The organism is Oscillospiraceae bacterium MB08-C2-2, from assembly GCA_035621215.1.
In the GTDB taxonomy this organism is placed as follows: domain Bacteria; phylum Bacillota; class Clostridia; order Oscillospirales; family Ruminococcaceae; genus WRAV01.
In genome coordinates this window covers 168,378-186,070 of record CP141729.1, presented here as the reverse complement: position 1 = coordinate 186,070, position 17,693 = coordinate 168,378, and the positions used below count along the sequence as shown (strand labels likewise).

The 17,693-nt window shown below is 51.1% G+C and carries 13 protein-coding genes; 9 read left to right on the top strand and 4 right to left on the bottom strand.

The window, feature by feature from the left end; translation table 11 throughout:
• Positions 1 to 47 precede the first annotated feature (47 nt).
• Genes U6B65_00800 through U6B65_00780 form a run of 5 tightly spaced genes read left to right on the top strand, consistent with a single transcriptional unit; the run spans position 48 to position 7,726 of the window.
• On the top strand, positions 48 to 611 hold the full coding sequence (locus tag U6B65_00800) for an ANTAR domain-containing protein (protein ID WRS27696.1): 564 nt from the start codon (positions 48 to 50) through the stop codon (positions 609 to 611).
• A gap of 11 nt (positions 612 to 622) precedes the next feature.
• Positions 623 to 1,705, top strand: a complete 1,083-nt coding sequence (locus U6B65_00795; GenBank protein WRS27695.1) for a carbamoyl phosphate synthase small subunit — start codon at positions 623 to 625, stop codon at positions 1,703 to 1,705.
• A 51-nt stretch (positions 1,706 to 1,756) separates the two neighbouring features.
• The gene (gene carB, locus U6B65_00790; GenBank protein WRS27694.1) at positions 1,757 to 5,797 is read left to right on the top strand and encodes a carbamoyl-phosphate synthase large subunit; all 4,041 of its coding nucleotides are present in this window, start codon (positions 1,757 to 1,759) and stop codon (positions 5,795 to 5,797) included.
• Entirely contained in the window at positions 5,794 to 6,546 is a 753-nt protein-coding gene (gene nadE / locus U6B65_00785; GenBank protein WRS27693.1) for an NAD(+) synthase, read from the top strand. The genes carB and nadE overlap by 4 nt, the downstream gene beginning before the upstream one ends.
• A 4-nt stretch (positions 6,547 to 6,550) precedes the next feature.
• A complete protein-coding gene (locus U6B65_00780) occupies positions 6,551 to 7,726 on the top strand; it encodes an LL-diaminopimelate aminotransferase (protein WRS27692.1) in 1,176 nt (391 codons plus the stop codon).
• A 139-nt stretch (positions 7,727 to 7,865) separates the two neighbouring features.
• Here U6B65_00780 and U6B65_00775 read toward each other — a convergent pair whose 3' ends face one another.
• From U6B65_00775 to U6B65_00760, 4 genes are read right to left on the bottom strand one after another with little or no spacing between them, the layout of a single operon-like run.
• On the bottom strand, positions 7,866 to 8,078 hold the full coding sequence (locus U6B65_00775; GenBank protein ID WRS27691.1) for a hypothetical protein: 213 nt from the start codon (positions 8,076 to 8,078) through the stop codon (positions 7,866 to 7,868).
• The gene (locus U6B65_00770; protein WRS27690.1) at positions 8,075 to 9,187 is read right to left on the bottom strand and encodes an endospore germination permease; all 1,113 of its coding nucleotides are present in this window, start codon (positions 9,185 to 9,187) and stop codon (positions 8,075 to 8,077) included. The genes U6B65_00775 and U6B65_00770 overlap by 4 nt, the downstream gene beginning before the upstream one ends.
• On the bottom strand, positions 9,177 to 10,334 hold the full coding sequence (locus U6B65_00765) for a Ger(x)C family spore germination protein (protein WRS27689.1): 1,158 nt from the start codon (positions 10,332 to 10,334) through the stop codon (positions 9,177 to 9,179). Before U6B65_00765 ends, U6B65_00770 begins: the two co-directional genes overlap by 11 nt.
• Positions 10,335 to 10,350: 16 nt before the next feature.
• The gene (locus tag U6B65_00760; GenBank protein WRS27688.1) at positions 10,351 to 11,952 is read right to left on the bottom strand and encodes a spore germination protein; all 1,602 of its coding nucleotides are present in this window, start codon (positions 11,950 to 11,952) and stop codon (positions 10,351 to 10,353) included.
• Between the two features lie 882 nt (positions 11,953 to 12,834).
• Here U6B65_00760 and U6B65_00755 point away from each other — a divergent pair.
• The 4 genes from U6B65_00755 (at position 12,835) to U6B65_00740 (ending at position 17,688) form a co-directional block, all read left to right on the top strand.
• A complete protein-coding gene (locus tag U6B65_00755) occupies positions 12,835 to 13,848 on the top strand; it encodes a substrate-binding domain-containing protein (protein ID WRS27687.1) in 1,014 nt (337 codons plus the stop codon).
• 239 nt (positions 13,849 to 14,087) lie between these two features.
• Positions 14,088 to 15,608, top strand: coding sequence for a sugar ABC transporter ATP-binding protein (locus tag U6B65_00750; GenBank protein ID WRS27686.1), 1,521 nt, complete (start codon positions 14,088 to 14,090; stop codon positions 15,606 to 15,608).
• Between the two features lie 117 nt (positions 15,609 to 15,725).
• Positions 15,726 to 16,706 (top strand): ABC transporter permease, encoded by a 981-nt coding sequence (locus U6B65_00745; protein ID WRS27685.1) that lies wholly within the window; start codon positions 15,726 to 15,728, stop codon positions 16,704 to 16,706.
• A gap of 16 nt (positions 16,707 to 16,722) precedes the next feature.
• Positions 16,723 to 17,688, top strand: a complete 966-nt coding sequence (locus tag U6B65_00740) for a dihydroxyacetone kinase subunit DhaK (GenBank protein ID WRS27684.1) — start codon at positions 16,723 to 16,725, stop codon at positions 17,686 to 17,688.
• Positions 17,689 to 17,693: the final 5 nt, after the last annotated feature.

The window sequence follows — 17,693 nt, the reverse complement described above, 5'->3', positions numbered from 1 at the left end:
GCCGGGATTTGTATGATGAATCCTTATGAGGAAAGGAGGGTGTGTGGATGGAACGGGCGCTTATAACGGCCGGCAAGGGAGCAGAACTGATTGTGGAGCTGTTGCAGTCTCAGGGCCGTTATCAGATTGCAACAGCATCCAGCGGTGCACAGGCACGCAGAATGCTGCTTGAAATCCCTTATGACCTTACGGTTATCAACACCCCTTTGTCCGATGAAAATGGTATTGAATTATCCATCGAGGCAGCCGCCAACAACCAAACGGGTGTTCTGCTGCTGACCCGGGCACAATATGTGGAGGAAATCTCGGCACGCGTGGAGGAATACGGCGTTTTTGTGGTAGAAAAGCCCATCCACAAGCCTTTCTTTTACCGGGCGCTGAGCTTGGTTCACGCCTCCAGCAGCCGGCTCCGAGGGTTGGAAAGCCAGCGCTCTCAGTTACAGATCAAAATCGAGGAAATCCGCCTGATTGACCGGGCAAAATATACATTGATACAATATCTCGGCATGACAGAACCGCAGGCTCACCGCTATATCGAAAAGCAAGCCATGGATATGCGGCGTACCAAGCGGCAAATTGCCGAAGGAATACTAAAAACCTACGAAGGGTAAGGAGCAGCCTTATGCAGCAAGCAGCCTGTCTGATATTAGAAAACGGTGCCGTCTTTGAAGGGATAGCCTTTGGTGCGTGGAAGGAAACCATTGGTGAGGTGGTGTTCACCACCGGCATGACCGGTTATCTAGAAACGCTCACAGACCCCAGCTATTACGGCCAAATTGTCGTTCAGACCTTCCCGCTCATTGGGAACTACGGGATTATTCCTGCGGATTTTGAAAGCAATGCCCCCCGGTGCAGGGGCTATATTGTCGGTGAATGGTGTCAGGCTCCCTCCAATTTTCGTCAGGAGGGAACCCTTGACACTTTTTTAAAAGGTTGGGGAATCCCCGGCCTTTGGGGCATTGATACCCGGGCGCTGACCAAGATGATCCGGGAAAAGGGCGTTATGAACGGTAAAATCACAGCAAGTGCCGAAAGCGCCGCTTTGCACAGTGTGCAGGCCGCCGCTTACCGGGTAGCCGATGCTGTTCCCAACGCCGGTATCCAGACTGTATCCACCCACAAGCCCCAAGGGGAAGAACGCTTTCATGTGGTTCTGTGGGATTTCGGAGCCAAGGAGGGCATCCTCCGAGAGCTTTTGGCAAGGGGATGCCGGGTAACCCGTGTTCCTTGGAACACCACCGCTCAGGCGATTTTGGAGCTTCACCCCGATGGCGTTATGCTTTCCAACGGGCCGGGAGACCCCACCGATAATTTAAGTGTGATCTGGGAGCTGGCGCAGGTTTGCAAGGCTGGGATTCCCATATTCGGAATCTGCTTGGGGCATCAGCTTCTGGCTCTTGCCCAAGGGGGCAAAACCGAAAAGCTTCACTATGGCCACCGGGGTACCAACCAGCCGGTCAAGGCGCTGGAAACCGGTCGCCTTTACATCACCAGCCAGAACCATGGCTATGCGGTAGTCGGCGATTCTTTGCCTTCCACAGCCCGGGTCAGCATGATCAACGCCAACGACGGGAGCTGTGAGGGCATCGATTATCAGGATATGCCCGCCTTTTCGGTGCAGTTTCACCCGGAGGGCTGCGGCGGCCCGCAGGATACCCGGTTTCTCTTTGACCGGTTTGTGGAAAATATGCAGACCCTGCGTTAGGAGCAATTCTTCTCAACATTGCTAGCAAATCCGAAAGGAATGGTTTTTACTATGCCACTGAGACAGGATATTCACAAAGTGCTGGTCATCGGCTCGGGGCCTATTGTCATCGGTCAGGCGGCGGAATTTGACTATGCGGGCACCCAAGCCTGCCGTGCGCTGAAGGAAGAGGGGCTTGAGGTTGTGCTCATCAACTCCAACCCGGCCACCATCATGACCGATAATGCCATGGCCGACCAGATTTATATTGAGCCGCTGACCTTGGATACAGTCAAGCGGATCATCGAGATCGAAAAACCGGATAGCTTGCTTTCCACCTTAGGCGGCCAGACCGGCCTGACCCTTTCCATGCAGTTGGCCAAAGAAGGCTTTCTGGAAACTCATGGGGTTAAACTGCTGGGAGCAAGCCCTGAAACCATCGACAAGGCCGAGGATCGCCAGCTTTTTAAAGATGCCATGGAAGCCATCGGCCAACCGGTTATTCCCTCCCTTGTGGTGCATACCATAGCGGACGCCCTTGCCTTTGGGCAAAAAATGGGTTACCCGGTGATTGTCCGCCCTGCCTTTACTATGGGCGGCAGCGGCGGCGGCATTGCCGAAAGCCCCACTGAGCTGGAAGTCATTGCCGAAAGCGGTCTGCGTCTTTCCCCCATTCATCAGATTTTGGTGGAAAAAAGTGTAGCAGGCCAAAAAGAAATTGAGTTTGAAGTCATGCGGGACAGTGCTGGAAACGTGATCACCGTTTGCAGCATGGAAAACTTTGACCCTGTGGGCGTTCATACTGGAGACAGCATTGTCATTGCCCCGGCGGTTACCCTTTCGGATAAAGAATACCAGATGCTCCGCTCGGCGGCCTTGGATATCATCACCGTTATGGGGATTGAAGGCGGATGCAACTGCCAATTCACCCTTGACCCAGACAGCTTTGAATACGGTGTCATTGAGGTGAACCCCCGTGTTTCCCGCTCCTCGGCGCTGGCCTCAAAGGCTACGGGTTATCCCATTGCCAAGGTAGCGGCTAAAATTGCCATCGGCTATACGCTGGATGAAATTCCCAATGCGGTCACCGGCAAAACCCAAGCCTGCTTTGAACCGGCACTGGATTATGTGGTGGTTAAGCTGCCCCGCTGGCCCTTTGATAAATTTGTTTACGCCACCCGCACCCTTGGCACCCAGATGAAGGCCACCGGCGAGGTTATGGCTATGGGCAAAACCTTTGAGCAGGCTTTGATGAAGGCGGTGCGTGGTGCGGAAATCTCACAGGATAGTCTGCGCCTCTCTTCCCTTGAGCAAAAGAGCACTGAGGAAATCGCCAAGCTGCTTCACCACTGCTCGGATCAGCGGCTTTTTGTGGTGTATGAAGCCTTGCTCCGAGGCATTTCCTGTGAGGAAATCCACAGCATCACCATGATTGACCATTGGTTCCTTTCCAAGCTCCTGAATCTTCGGGAGCTGGAAAAGCGGCTGGAAAAAGAGCCGCTTACACCCAAGCTGTATGAAACCGCCAAGAAGCTGGGCTACCCAGACCGGGTCATCCACCGCCTCAGCGGACGGGAACTCCCCCAGTCTATGGCCGCCTCTTTCCAGATGGTGGATACCTGCGCCGGGGAATTTGCCGCCCAAACCCCCTATTTTTACAGCGCCTATGGCGTGGAAAACGAAGCGGCGCAGCTGCTTGCAGAGCGGCAGGATACCCGAGAAACTGTTATCGTCCTTGGCTCGGGGCCTATCCGCATCGGGCAGGGTATTGAATTTGACTATGCCAGCGTTCACTGCGCATGGGCACTGAAAAAAGCCGGGTTTCAGGTGGCTATCATCAACAACAACCCAGAAACGGTCTCCACCGACTTTGATACCGCTGACCGACTCTATTTTGAGCCACTCTACCCCGAAGATGTGATGCAGGTTATTGCCACCGAAAAGCCCTATGGCGTGGTGGTGGCCTTCGGCGGGCAGACCGCCATTAAGCTGACCCGGTTTTTAGAGGAGCAGGGTGTGCTGATTCTAGGCACCACGGCCGACAGCATTGATATGGCGGAAAACCGGGAGCGCTTTGATGCCCTTCTGGAAGATTTGTCTATCCCCCGGCCCCGGGGCAGCGGTGTGCTCTCCACCCAGCAGGCACTGGACGTGGCCGAAACATTGGGCTACCCGGTGCTGCTACGCCCCTCCTATGTGCTGGGTGGGCAGAATATGATCATTGCCTTTTCTCCCGAAGATATCCGGGAATATATGGCCATTATACTGGAAAAAGGCATCGACAGCCCGGTGCTCATCGATCAGTACCTGATGGGAGCCGAGGTGGAGGTGGATGCCATCTGCGATGGGGAGGAAATTCTCATCCCCGGCATTATGGAGCACATCGAGCGGGCGGGTGTTCATTCAGGGGATTCCATCGCCGTTTATCCTGCATGGAATGTCCCCGGTGAGCTGATTGAGCAGCTGGTGGAAAACACCCGGAAGCTGGCTCTGGCGCTGAACACCAAGGGCCTTGTGAACATCCAGTATGTTATTTTCCACGGCAAAATCTATGTAATTGAGGTGAACCCCCGTGCCTCCCGAACCATCCCCTATATCAGCAAGGTGACCGGGGTTCCCATGGTGGATTTAGCAACGAGAGCCATGCTGGGTGAAAAGCTGGCGGATATGGGCTTTGGCACCGGGCTTTATCCTGTCCCCCCCTATGTGGCGGTCAAGGTGCCGATCTTCTCCTTTGAGAAGCTGCCCAAGCTGGATGTGCAGCTGGGGCCGGAAATGAAATCCACCGGTGAAGTGCTGGGCATCGGCAAAACGCTGGATGAAGCCCTCTATAAAGGCCTCATTGCAGCAGGTTACCAAATGAAAAAGGGCGGCGGCGTGTTTATCAGTGTCCGGGATTCCGACAAACCGGAAATTGTGGATGCCGCCAAGAAATACGCAGACATGGGCTTTTCGCTGTATGCCACCGAGGGCACAGCCCAGCTTCTGCACAAGGCAGGGCTGAAAGCAGAGCCGGTGAAGAAAATTCACCAGTGCTCGGAGAACACCATGACCCTGCTGGAAAGCGGGAAAATCAGCTATATTATCTCCACCTCCTCCAAGGGCCGTGACCCGGCCCGGGACAGTGTGAAAATACGCCGCGCGGCTGTAGAGCGGGCGATTCCCTGCCTGACCTCAGTGGATACCGCCAATGCTCTTGCCCGCTGCCTTATGGGGCGCTATACCCCCTACAGCACTGAGCTGGTGGATATTAATCATATGAGGAGTGAGAAAATGAAGCTTTCCTTCACCAAAATGCAGGGCTGCGGCAACGATTATATCTATTTCAACTGCTTTGAGCAGAAGATAACCAGCCCGGAATCTCTGAGCGTTTCCCTTTCCGACCGGCATTTCGGTATCGGCGGGGATGGGGTGGTGCTCATCTGCCCCTCCGAAACGGCGGATGCTCAGATGCGTATGTTCAATCTGGATGGCAGCGAGGGTAACATGTGCGGCAACGCCATTCGCTGTGTGGGTAAATATCTCTATGAAAACGACATCCGCAAGAAGAAAATCCTAAAGATTGAAACCCTCAGCGGCATTAAAACCCTTGATCTGCACCTGCAAAACGACAAGGTGGATTCCGTGACTGTGGATATGGGTGTGCCCCGGCTGGAGCCTACTGAAATCCCAGTTTTGCTGGAGGGTGAAACAGTTGTCAGCCGCCCTGTGGAAATCGGCGGTCAGGAGTATAACATCACCTGTGTTTCCATGGGAAATCCCCACTGTGTGGTCTTCTGCGATTACCCCGATGGTCTGGAGCTGGAGAAAATAGGCCCTGTATTTGAGAGCCACACTCTCTTCCCCCAGCGGGTCAACACAGAGTTTATCCGGGTGATTGATTCTCACACGCTGCTGATGCGGGTATGGGAGCGTGGCAGCGGCGAAACATGGGCCTGCGGCACCGGTGCCTGCGCTGCCGTTGTAGCAGCGGTACTGAATGGTTATTGCGGGAAGGATACCGATGTAACAGTCAAGCTAAAGGGCGGTGATCTGGTCATTCGTTATACCGACGATGGAGTATTTATGACTGGAAAGGCACAAACTGTATTTGAAGGGACGGTGGAAATATGAAACCCATTGAACATGCAAAAAAAAGAAACTACGCCGAAGAACTGGAAAAGAGAACCGCTTTTATCCAGAAAGTGTTGGCTGAAAGCGGTGCCGCCGGTATTGTTTACGGCAACAGCGGCGGTAAAGACAGTGCCCTTGTGGGTATCCTGTGCAAGACTGCCTGTGAAAACACCATCGGCATTCAAATGCCCTGCGGCTCCAAGCGGAATTTTAACGAGGATTTGCAGGATGCGCTGTCGGTTGCGGAGCAGTTCTCCATCACAACCAAAACCTTTGACCTGACCGAAATTAAGGCAGAATTCCTTGATCTGCTGCACCGGCAGCTTGGGCTCACCCCTGCGGCGGTCTTTAATATGGCCCCCCGCCTGCGCATGGCCACCCTTTATGCCGCCGCAGCCAGTGAAAACGCCTTGGTAGCCGGAACCGGCAACGCCAGCGAGGGTTATATGGGCTACTTCACCAAGTGGGGAGACGGCGCCTTTGATTTTAACCCCATCGCTGATCTGACCGTTACTGAAGTTTATGAGTTTTTGGCCTTTCTGAACGCTCCCAAAGCCATTTTGGAGAAAAAGCCCTCGGCCGCTCTCTATGAGGGCCAGACCGATGAGCAGGAAATGGGCATCACCTACGCCCGTATTGATCAGTTTCTCCTTAGGGGCGAAGCGGATGAGGCCGACCAGAAGCTGATCGATGAGTTCCACAAGAAAAGTGAGCACAAACGCCGGATGCCTCCGGTCTACGGAGGATAACTGCATGAAAATAAATACTCATTATCAAGCTCTTGAGGAAAGCTATCTGTTTTCCTCCATCTCCAAGAAAGTAGCCGCTTACCAGCAGGCCAATCCTCAGTCAGATATTATCCGGCTGGGAATCGGGGATGTGACCCTGCCTCTGTGCGATGCCGTTGTGGGGGCGCTCCACAATGCTGTTGATGAAATGGGCCTTTCCCAGAGCTTCCACGGCTATGGGCCTGAGCAGGGCTATGGCTTCCTCAAAGCATCCATCTGCAAATATTATACCCGCAGAGAGGTGACGCTGGAGGAAGACGAGGTCTTTGTCAGCGATGGCGCCAAAAGCGATCTGGGCAACATTCTGGATATTTTCAGCACCGATAACACTGTGCTGATTCCCGATCCGGTCTACCCTGTTTACATGGATACCAACATTATGGCCGGGCGCAAAATCCTTTTCATGAACGCCAATATGGAAAACGGCTTTCTGCCCCTGCCGGAACCCTCGGTGCAGGCGGATATCATCTATCTCTGCTCCCCCAACAACCCCACCGGTGCAGTCTACAGCCACGATATGCTCAGGCAGTGGGTGGATTATGCGCTGGAGCAGGGTGCCGTTATCCTCTTTGATGCGGCTTATGAAGCCTTTATTCAGGATGATTTTCTCCCCCGCAGCATTTATGAGATTCCGGGAGCCAAAAAATGCGCCATTGAATTCTGCTCCTTTTCCAAAACCGCCGGGTTTACCGGCACCCGCTGCGGCTATACCATCCTGCCCATGGAACTGGAATTTGACGGCATCAAGCTGAACAAAATGTGGCTTCGCCGCCAGACCACCAAATTCAATGGCGTGCCTTATGTTGTTCAAAGAGGTGCAGCCGCTGTATTCACCCCAGAGGGGCAGCTTCAGTCGGAGCGTGCCATCGCCTACTATATGGAAAATGCCCGCCTGATTGCCGCCACCATGCGGCGCAAGGGGATTTCCTTTGTGGGCGGCGAGAATTCCCCCTATATCTGGCTGCAATGTCCGGGCGGAATGACCTCTTGGGATTATTTTGATTACTTACTGACCACAGCCGGTTTGGTGGGAACCCCCGGAGCCGGTTTCGGCAAAAACGGTGAAAGATTTTTCCGTCTCACCGCTTTTGGCAGTAAAGAAAAAACGCAGGAAGCAATGGAGCGTTTTGCGGCTCTATAAGGCGGTTTAAGGAGTTCCCCGGGCAATATGCAAATGCATACATAAGCGAGACTGTAGTTGCATAGCTTGGGTAAAAACGAATATTGAACAGACCAAAAAGCAGAACCGAGAGGGGTTATCCTTCCCGGTTCTGCTTTTTTCAATATCCTATTTTCAGGTTATCCCGCAAAAAACGTTCCATTATTACAATAGGGCTTGGAAGCTCCACACCAAGGGCATAAAGCACGGACAAAACCAGCCCGGAACACAGCACAATTCCGGTAATCACAGCATCTCGCCGACTCTTTTCTTTGAGCAGCGGCACAAAGTCGATCATGGCAATAACCGCAAAAATAATAAATAAAAGTATCATTCCAAGGCCGCCTTCCCTTGAGGTTGGGAAAGCCCTCTAACTTTTGCACAGATTAAAGTAATAAGCGGCAGGATCAACTCAAACAGCAGCCACAAAAAAGGAACCTGCTTGCTTGCCGACTGCATATGCTCCAAAGTGGAGCTGTAAACCGACAGGGCATAAACAACGCCAATGGTCCCCACGGCTAAAGCCAGATGCTTAAATTCCCGCATACCGGTGGTTTGTGCCAAAGCCGATGTTGTAACATAATGGAGCAGGCCGATTTTGAAAAACATGAGTATAATCAGCGAAACGGCAAAGAGAATCTCCATGCGGCTCAATGCGGGGCTGATGGCTGTCATCCGAAAGGCTTCGAAGGGAGGCAGTGCAAACAGCACAATAGCATTGCCTAAAATAGCTGTATCCTGCAAAATAATGAGCAATAAGTTACTGACCCCGAGTACAAGACCTAAAAAAAGATATTTTCTCACTTTTTTGGGCGGCGATTGCACATTAGGGGCTATCATCAGAAAAATAATCAATTCCCCCAATGGAATTGTGGAAACAATATGCGCCCCCTGCACATAGCTTTTAAGCGGCTGCCTTAATATGGGCAGAAAATTCTCCCAACTCATAATATTGACATTGAGCGCAGTAGCAATAAGCAAAACCACAAAGGAAATGAGGGTAAAGAGCACACTGTAACGTGCTACTACCTCCACACCATTTCGGGCCGACCATGCGCAAACCAAAATAAAAAGAATGATTGTAACATATTCCGGTGTTCTGGGCATGATTGTTTTCTGAACAAAATCCCCCATATCCCTTAAATTCAGTGACATCAGGGTGATGAAGAAAAAGATATAAAGACCGGAAAAGATCTTGCCCACCCATTTGCCTAACACAAGATCATTGATCTCAATGAGGTTTTTCCCTGGAAAACTTTTCATCAGCCCCAAAAACACCAGCATCTGCGGCATCGTGAATAAAAACCCCAGCAACACTGTGAGCCATGCATCCTGCTGAACCAAAACCACAAAGTGAGAGATTAACAAAAAAGAGGACTGAATAAAGCAGATAACGGCAAACAAAAATTGTGCGCCTGTGATTTTTCCTTTATCAAGCTGCATTCTCTTCTTTCACCTCCTTGTTAAAGGGCAAGGTAGTCTTGCCGGTATCCCGCATTTTCAGCGTGATGTTAACGTTCAGCGAAAGCTGCTGGTATATTTCCTCCCAGTTGCCCTGCATTGTTTCCCACTCCTTGGGATGCCAACGCTCAAAGGCCTTGGCAAAACGGAAGATATCCGCCCGCATTCTCTGGCTGGCCTGAAGGCTATCCCGCATTTCCTCCTCCATCTTTTTCTGGGCCTCTTTCTCCAGATCCTTGCCCATTTGGAGGGTATCCATGTCATCATAGCCCTGCACCTCACCGGCCGCCATATACCCCAAAACATCAATTTGCATATATGGCTTGCCATCCTCTGTAAACCGAGGCGAAATGGTATGATCGATTTCACTGATAATTAAATTGGCAAAACCATGGGACGTGGTTACACTCATAGTTCCATCATCAATATCGCCCATAATCCAATAAAAGCCTCGTTTTTGCTGGGCATCCAGCCTGCCCACCATGGCTGCGTCTTTAAAAACCGCCAGCCCTGAAATCTTATATCTGGATATACCGTTTTCTTCCGCTGTTTGGATGATTGGAGTAATAGCTGCTCCTCCTTCCTCCAGAAGCCTAACAGTAAAATCCAACATTCTAGTGGTAATATGCTGCGAAAGCTGGCGTTCTGTTTCCATCATGCGCACAAGCCCCACCGAGGATATGGGCTCTTGGTTCAAATTGGTTGATAATATATCCTTAGCTGTTCCATCCGCCACCATCAGCCATGTTTCCATACGCATTTCCTCGCCACGAAGGAATGCATCCAGATAGGTCTTGATTCCCTTTTCCGCCTGTTCTTTTCCTATCACAATGACCTGATTCTGATGCAGAAAAAGGCTTCTTGTATTCTTGTATTCCAGAGCATCCAATGCCGGCAGTATCCCCTTATTCTGGGATTCCATCACAAAGAATGAATTCTCATTTCCCGGGTCATTGGAGCCGATTTTTACAATCTGAAAAACAAAATTCGCCTCATCCGGCTGTTGAACCTCATCGATCCCCACACCTGTCACCAGCGAAATTGTATCCAGCTCCTGACTATCCCAACAACCGGTCACAGCGCCGGTTACCAGCAAGATCACCAATAGCTTGCAAGCCAGTATTTTCAACTTATATTTTCTTATTTTATTGGTTATTTTCACTTTGCCCATCACTTTCTTTTCCTGTTGCCGGCATCCAACCGGTTTTGCGAACTTCATCCCTGCCAGCAATGGTCTCGGGCCTCTTGATCATCATCCACAAAGGGAGACGAATAAAGGTATCCTGTTGGTCTCTGGAGGGAATTACAGCGCCGCAATAAGGAACTCCAAAGGATTTCAGCACAGCCAAATGCACCAGAACCCCCAAAAGGCCCACAGCAATTCCAAAGCCGCCAAGCATAGAGGCAAGCAGCATCATGATAATGCGCAAAATGGTGATGGAATCTATTTGAGAGGGAATGATAAACCCGGCAACTGCTGTAATGGCCACGGTTATGACCATAGGCGCTCCTACTAAGCCGGCTGAGACAGCGGCATCCCCCATAACCAGCGCCCCTACGATGCTGACAGACTGACCCACCGGCCGCGGAAGCCGCAGCCCTGCTTCTCGCAATATCTCAAAGGAAAGCACCATAATCAGCGCTTCCATCAAAGCAGGAAAGGGCGTTCCCTCTCGAGCGCTGGCAATGGTGATCAGCAGCGTGGTGGGAATCAGCTCCTGATGAAAGGTTGTGAGGGCAATATAGATGGGTACCGCAAAAATGGAAATAGCATAAGCCAAAAACCGCATAAGGCGGGTGATACTGGCATAAAAGGGGCGGATATAGTAATCCTCAGCAGTCTGAAAGCTTTCGATAAACAGTGCAGGAACCGTGAGCATAAAGGGGCTGCCATCTGTAATAATGCCCACTCGGCCCTCTAAAATTTTGGCGGCGGCCACATCCGGTTTTTCGGTATAATTGACCGTGGAAAAAACGGAAAAATGGGAATCCTCAATGTATTCCTCCAAGTAGCTTGCATCTAAAATCGAATCAACATGCACCTGAGCCAGGCGCTGGCGAAGGGTTTTCACTATTTCGGGCTTTGCTACTCCTTCAATATAAACAATACACACACTGGTGGAGGTTTTCTCACCGATCACCATATGCTCCATGCGCAGCCGATGGGATTTCAGCCTGCGGCGCATCAGAGAGGTATTGGTTCTGAAATTTTCAGTAAAGCCTTCTCGGGGGCCCCTAACCACCGATTCGGTCTGAGGCTCCGTTACACTTCTCTTATCCCAATTTCGGGTGCTGATCACCAAGCCTTGGGGAAATCCATCCAACAGAAAAATCGTGTCACCGGATAAAAGGCCATCCAACAGCTTGGCGAACTCTTTCTGGCAGACCACATCGCCTGAACAAAGCATGCTTTTTTGGATATCCTGCATGCTTTGGATATCGTCTTTTTTTCGGCTGATTTCTTTATTGGATATGAGCGGTTTCAAAATGCTCTGGGTAATCGTATCGCTGCTGACCATTCCATCAAGAAACAGCAAGGTTCCATTAAATTCCAAATTCCGGCCAAAAGAAAAAGCGTGATATTTTACATCTTCGCTTGTACCCAAATATTCTTTAAATGACGATATATTTTTCTCCAGGCTCTCTTCCAGTGCCGGGAAGCCATGCTCCCGGGGATGATTTTCCTGATTGGGCGGTTTGCGGCTGGAGCCTGTAAGAGCTTTCCGCAGCATCGAAGACAACGACAAATTGACCATTCCCCCTGTGTTTTCCCAGTTGCTTCCCCATGCGCAAGTTGAACTGCTTAAAGTCAGTTTAACTGCAAAACATTTTGCAGACAATTTGGAAGCAAAATGAGTATAATCTCCCATTCTATAGCCATAGCCTTTGTATTTTCGGTATGATTATGCATTGCCTTAAACCTTGTGAAAAAAATTGGGGCAAACAAGAAGCAGGAATCCATTCTAAAGCTTTTCTGCTTATCTTAAGCCCGAAAAAAAATAATTTCTGTTCCTATATCAGACTGTTTTTGCACCCCAATCTCAGTAAACTTTGCCGTAGGGGTTTGTCCGCATTTTTCCGAAACAAATTCCGCTAAAATTCTATCGTTTTTTTTCGTTTATTTGAATTGTTTAAATATGGTATCATAATTTATATAGATTATAACAAAAAAATTATAATTGTAGATTATTATTGACTGTATAATCTATATATGATAATATTCAAATAAATTCAATCATAAATAAACAATATTATATATCGGATATCAACAGACGCATCACCCCTTTAATTTCAACGCATTTTCAAGTGAAAGATACAATCCAACATCCCCTTTCCCTCTGTGTGTGCCGCATGAAATGCGGCAGCGGGCACAGCCCGTGGAGACGTTGTTCGATGCGTTCTGCCTGCACTTTCAGTGCAGCGGCAAGCTTTGCTTGCCGGATTAAAACAATGGATATTTTTCGATTGTTTTAATCGCAGATAAGTATTATACACTCTGCCAGAAGGCCGCTCCGGCTGCCTTATCCGCCTGTAGACGGAGACTTCAAAACCACGTTTATATTTTGAAGTTTGGTGAGTATAAACTGAAACAACACAAAACTGGTTCCACGAAAAGGAGGATTCTAGACTTGAAAAGAAAATCAATCAGCATTGTTCTGGCCGCGGTTCTCGTGCTTATGGCTTTGGCTGGCTGCGGCAGCAGCACCCCGGCAACTTCTCAGGCAGCCCCCGCTTCATCTACGGCTCCTTCAGCCGCCAGCAGCGCCGCCCCCGAATCAGCAGCCGATAAGAAAATCACCGTTGGCTTCATTGTGGGCTCCCGGGAGCATGTATTCTATAACCTGATTGAAGCCGCCATTGTTGAGGAATCCAAAAAGCTTGGCATCGAAGCCATTGTTTACGACGGCGAGCTGGATGCCAACGTTCAGTCCAACCACATCGACAATCTGGTCGCCATGAAGGTGGATGCCATTGCTCTGGCTACCGTAGACGCCGCCGGTGTAGGCCCCGCTATTGATGCCGCCTCCGCTTCCGGTATTCCCTGTTTCACCTTTGATTCAGGCTACGACTCCGATTCCATCATCTGTCACGCTGGCACCGATAACGTGGAAGGCGGCCGTTTGGGCGCTCAGGAAGCTTTGCGCCTTGCCCCTAAAGGAAGCTCAGTCGCCATGATCGGTAACCCTGCCTCCGCCTCGGTTCTGGATCGCCAGAAGGGCTTTGAAGAAGTTATCAAGGCACAGACCGATGTTGAATACCCCTTCTTCGGCAACTACGAAGGCGATGCCAACGTGGCCATGTCTCTGACACAGGATTGGCTGGTTTCCAAACCGGATCTGGCCGTTATTTTCTGTGCCGGTGATCCCGCCGCAACCGGTGCCCTTTCCGCTATCAAGGCCGCAGGAGCCAAGACCCTTGTAGTCGGCTTTGACGGCAACCCCGAAGCCATTGCCGCTATCAAGGATAAGGAAGGCGACGGCCAGTGGTGGGTTTCTGAAATTTCCCAGAACCCCGCTCTTATCGGCACCACCATCACCCAGCAGGTTCACAAGTACCTAACTTCCGGTTCGGTGGATGCGAAACTGATTCCCATTGATCCTTATATCATCACAGCCGAATACATCGAGAAAAACGGCCTGTAAGACCACTCCATACTGGAAGATTCGTATAAAACCACACGGCTTTCAGCTAACCACGAGGGGAAAGCCCAACACGGCACTCCTATCAATTCTCCGGGTAAAATTCTGCCCGGAGAATTGGTCTATTCATAGCTATATCCGTGTAAATTGCAGTATATCCTTTTTGGAAAGGCCCGCCTATTTCGAGCATAAGACCGCTCATAAACAGAATCACGAATCGCATAGGCAGGAATGGTGAAGAAATGGAAAACAAGAGGGAACCAACCCCTATTCTACAGGTGAAGAACATCACCAAATTGTTTCCGGGCGCCCGGGCTCTCAGCGATGTATCCATTGATTTTTACCCCGGAGAGGCCCATGCTCTGGTGGGTGAAAACGGAGCCGGAAAATCCACACTGGTTAAAATCATTTCCGGTGTGTATACCCCCACAGAGGGCAGTATTGTATACGATGGGCAGGAACGCCAGTTCAAAAACCCCCGCCAAGCCTTGGATGAGGGCATCTCCATTATCCATCAGGAGCTGAGTATTGCCAATCACCTGACCGTGGCGGAAAACATCTTCCTCGGCATGGAGCCCCACAAAGGAATGCTGCTGAGCCGCCGTGAAATGAACCAAAAAGCACAAGAGGTCTTGGACGGCATGGGTGCCAAGCTAGAGGCCACCAGTCTGGCCGGATCGCTCAGCGCTGCACAGCAGCAGCTGATCGAAATCGCCAAAATCATTGTGAAAAACTCCCGGATTGTTATTATGGATGAGCCTACCTCATCCCTGTCGGATAGTGAAATCTTCGCTTTGTTCCGGCAGATTGAAATACTCAAGCAGAATCATGTCGCCATTATTTACATAACACACCGCATGAAGGAGCTGCCCGTTGTCTGCGCAAGGGTTACCGTTCTGCGGGATGGCCAAAAGGTCAGAACCATGCTGCTTTCTGAAACCACCGAAGCCGAAATTGTCGGCAGTATGGTGGGACGTGAGCTAAAGGATTACTACAACAAAAAAGAGCACACACCGGGCAAAGAAATGCTCCGGGTGGAAAACCTCACGGTAAGCGGCGTTTTCAGCGACATTTCCTTCACCGCCTATGCCGGGGAAATTCTCGGCATCGCCGGTCTTGTAGGAGCCAAACGCACCGATGTGCTGGAAAGCATTTTTGCCGCCCGCCAGCCGGATGCAGGGCAGGTCTTTCTGGAAGGTCAGCCCGTAAAGCTCCGCAGCCCCAAGGAGGCCATCGAGAGTGGCCTTGGGTTTGTAACAGAGGATCGCCGCAGCACCGGACTGATGCTCAAGGCGAAAATAAAGGACAACGTTTCTCTCCCCAGCCTGCTGCGCACCGCCAAACGTATGGCAGGCCTTTCCTTCATCAATACAAAGTGGGAGAAAGAAATCACGACTGAATACTATAAAAAGCTAAAGGTGCGTGCACCCGGTATTTACACAGAGGTCAGCCATCTTTCCGGGGGCAACCAGCAAAAAATCATCCTTGCCAAATGGCTGGTGGCTCAGTCGAAGATACTTCTGTTGGATGAGCCCACCCGCGGCATTGATGTAAACGCCAAATCTGAATTTTACAGCCTGATGAACGAGTTTGTGGAGCAGGGCGGCTGCATTGTTATGGTCTCTTCTGAGCTCCCGGAAATCCTGGGGGTCAGCGACCGGATTCTAGTCATGCGGGAAGGGCGCATCAGCGGCGAGCTTTCCCGGGAGGAAGCCAACGAATACAGCGTGATTCAGCTTTCCAGCCTTCACAGCGGCAGTTGAAATGAAAACAGGCTCGGTATAGACCGCCTATGGCGGTTAGCGGCAGATCGCCGCTGTTTAAAACCACGTTGCGGTTTTAAACCTATACAACTATAGAAACAGGGGAGTTTGAATAGTATGGTAAATGTTAAAAGCTGGATGAGCAAAAATGCAGTGGTTGTCTTTCTGCTGATTATCGTGGTGGCTTTCAGTCTGGCAAGCCCCACCTTTTTAACAATGGGTAATCTCATCAATGTCACCTCCCAGATGTCCATCAATGCACTGCTGGCCACCGGCATCACCTTTGTGATTATAACCGGCGGCATCGATATCAGCCTTGGTTCTGTGGCCGCCTTTGCCGGAATCTTTTCTGCCTTTGTGGGATTGCGGTTCCCCAATATGTCCACTGGCTCCAGCCTGCTGATTCAGGTGGGGAGCGCCATTGTCATCGGCGGCATCTGCGGCCTTTTTAACGGGATGATGATCACCCGCTTCCGGGTTGTTCCCATGATCGCCACACTGGCTATGATGACCATGGCCCGGGGCTTTGCCTATGTGGTCACCGGCGGCCAGCCGGTATATGGGCTGAGCAATAACTTTGCCTGGCTGGGAGCCGGGCGCATCCTGCCCACAGAGGATATGCAGCTGGGCGTTATCCCTATCATCACCCTATTCACCATTGTGGTGGTGGTTCTCATGCACATTCTGCTGACCAAAACCGTTTTTGGGCGGCATGTTTATGCAGTGGGCAGCAACGAAAGTGTGGCGCACCTCAGCGGCATTAACGTGAAAAATGTCAAGCTTCGGGTACATATTCTCTGCTCCATTATGGCGGCTCTGGGTGGTGTGTGCGTAGCCTCCCGGCTTAACAACGGCCAGCCCGCCTCCTGCGATGGATACGAAATGTTTGCTATTGCCTCCACCGTGCTGGGCGGAACCAGCCTCACCGGCGGCAGCGGCAGTGTGGCCCGTGCTATGATGGGCGTGGCTATTATCGCCATCATCAACAACGGCATGAATCTTTTACAGGTTTCCTCCTACTGGCAGAAGGTCATAACCGGCTTGATTATTCTATTTGCCGTTATTGTGGATATGGCGCAGAAAAATCAAAAGAATTAGCGGGGGTGGTATCTTTATGAAAGATTTGATGGGTGTTTTTGGTCACCGCCCCAATGCTTTGGAGGAGGCGCTGGACGGCATCCAAGCCGCTCAGCCGGGTATCTTTGAGCGAATCCCCAGCCCCTACAGCCACACACTGTTTAAAAAATACCCCCGGCGAAATCGGGTACAGGTTGTCATCAGCGGCGGCGGAAGCCATGGCCCCCTTTTCACAGGCTTTGTGGGCGAGGGCCTAGCCGACGGCGCTTGCTCGGGGGATTTTGCCAACGCACCCAATGCCTATACCCTATACGAAGTGGCCAAGCGGCTCAATCAAGGAAAGGGCATTCTGTTTCTCACCAACAATTTTGCCGGGGATTTCCTCAACAACGATATGGCGCAGGAGCTATTGGCTGGCGAGGGCATTCCTGTGCGAACTGTTTATGCCACAGACGATCTTTTTAGCGCCCGGGGTGAACCACAAGAAAACCGGGGCGGCCTGTGCGGCATCGGATTGCTGATCAAGCTGGCCAGTGCCGCCGCTGACACAGGAGCGGAGCTGGATGAGGTTTTCCGCATTGTGGAAAAGGGCAATCACCGGCTGCGTTCGGTATCGGTGCAAATCAACCCACAAGAACAAGCGATGGAATTCGGAGCTGGTTTTTCCGGGGAAAAAGCACCCCACAGCCTACCCTATCAAAACGCCGATCAGCTAACCAGTGAGCTTTGCCGCTGGCTTACCAATGAACTGGAGGCATTCCCCGGTTCCCGCTATCATTTAGCAGTCAACCGTATGCAGCAAAGCACCTATCTGGAATCAGCTATTCTCACCGGCCTGCTGAAAACTGAACTGGAACAAGCAGGCCACTTGGTAGCAGCCTGCTCCTTTGGCGCTTATTTCAATGCCTTCAACGCTACCGGCTTTATTGTGAGCCTGCTGGCGGCGGATGCCGAGCTGGACGCTCTGCTAAAACCGGCCAAAGGCTATGATTTTACAATTTGAGGTGA

What these genes read in the sequence shown, in the direction of transcription:
- U6B65_00740 (WRS27684.1), top strand. Translation starts at nt 16,723, where the DNA reads ATGAAAGATTTGATGGGTGTTTTTGGTCACCGCCCCAATGCTTTGGAG.
- U6B65_00750 (WRS27686.1), top strand. Translation starts at nt 14,088, where the DNA reads ATGGAAAACAAGAGGGAACCAACCCCTATTCTACAGGTGAAGAACATC.
- U6B65_00770 (WRS27690.1), bottom strand. Translation starts at nt 9,187, where the DNA reads ATGCAGCTTGATAAAGGAAAAATCACAGGCGCACAATTTTTGTTTGCC.
- U6B65_00795 (WRS27695.1), top strand. Translation starts at nt 623, where the DNA reads ATGCAGCAAGCAGCCTGTCTGATATTAGAAAACGGTGCCGTCTTTGAA.
- U6B65_00775 (WRS27691.1), bottom strand. Translation starts at nt 8,078, where the DNA reads ATGATACTTTTATTTATTATTTTTGCGGTTATTGCCATGATCGACTTT.
- U6B65_00780 (WRS27692.1), top strand. Translation starts at nt 6,551, where the DNA reads ATGAAAATAAATACTCATTATCAAGCTCTTGAGGAAAGCTATCTGTTT.
- nadE (WRS27693.1), top strand. Translation starts at nt 5,794, where the DNA reads ATGAAACCCATTGAACATGCAAAAAAAAGAAACTACGCCGAAGAACTG.
- carB (WRS27694.1), top strand. Translation starts at nt 1,757, where the DNA reads ATGCCACTGAGACAGGATATTCACAAAGTGCTGGTCATCGGCTCGGGG.
- U6B65_00745 (WRS27685.1), top strand. Translation starts at nt 15,726, where the DNA reads ATGGTAAATGTTAAAAGCTGGATGAGCAAAAATGCAGTGGTTGTCTTT.
- U6B65_00800 (WRS27696.1), top strand. Translation starts at nt 48, where the DNA reads ATGGAACGGGCGCTTATAACGGCCGGCAAGGGAGCAGAACTGATTGTG.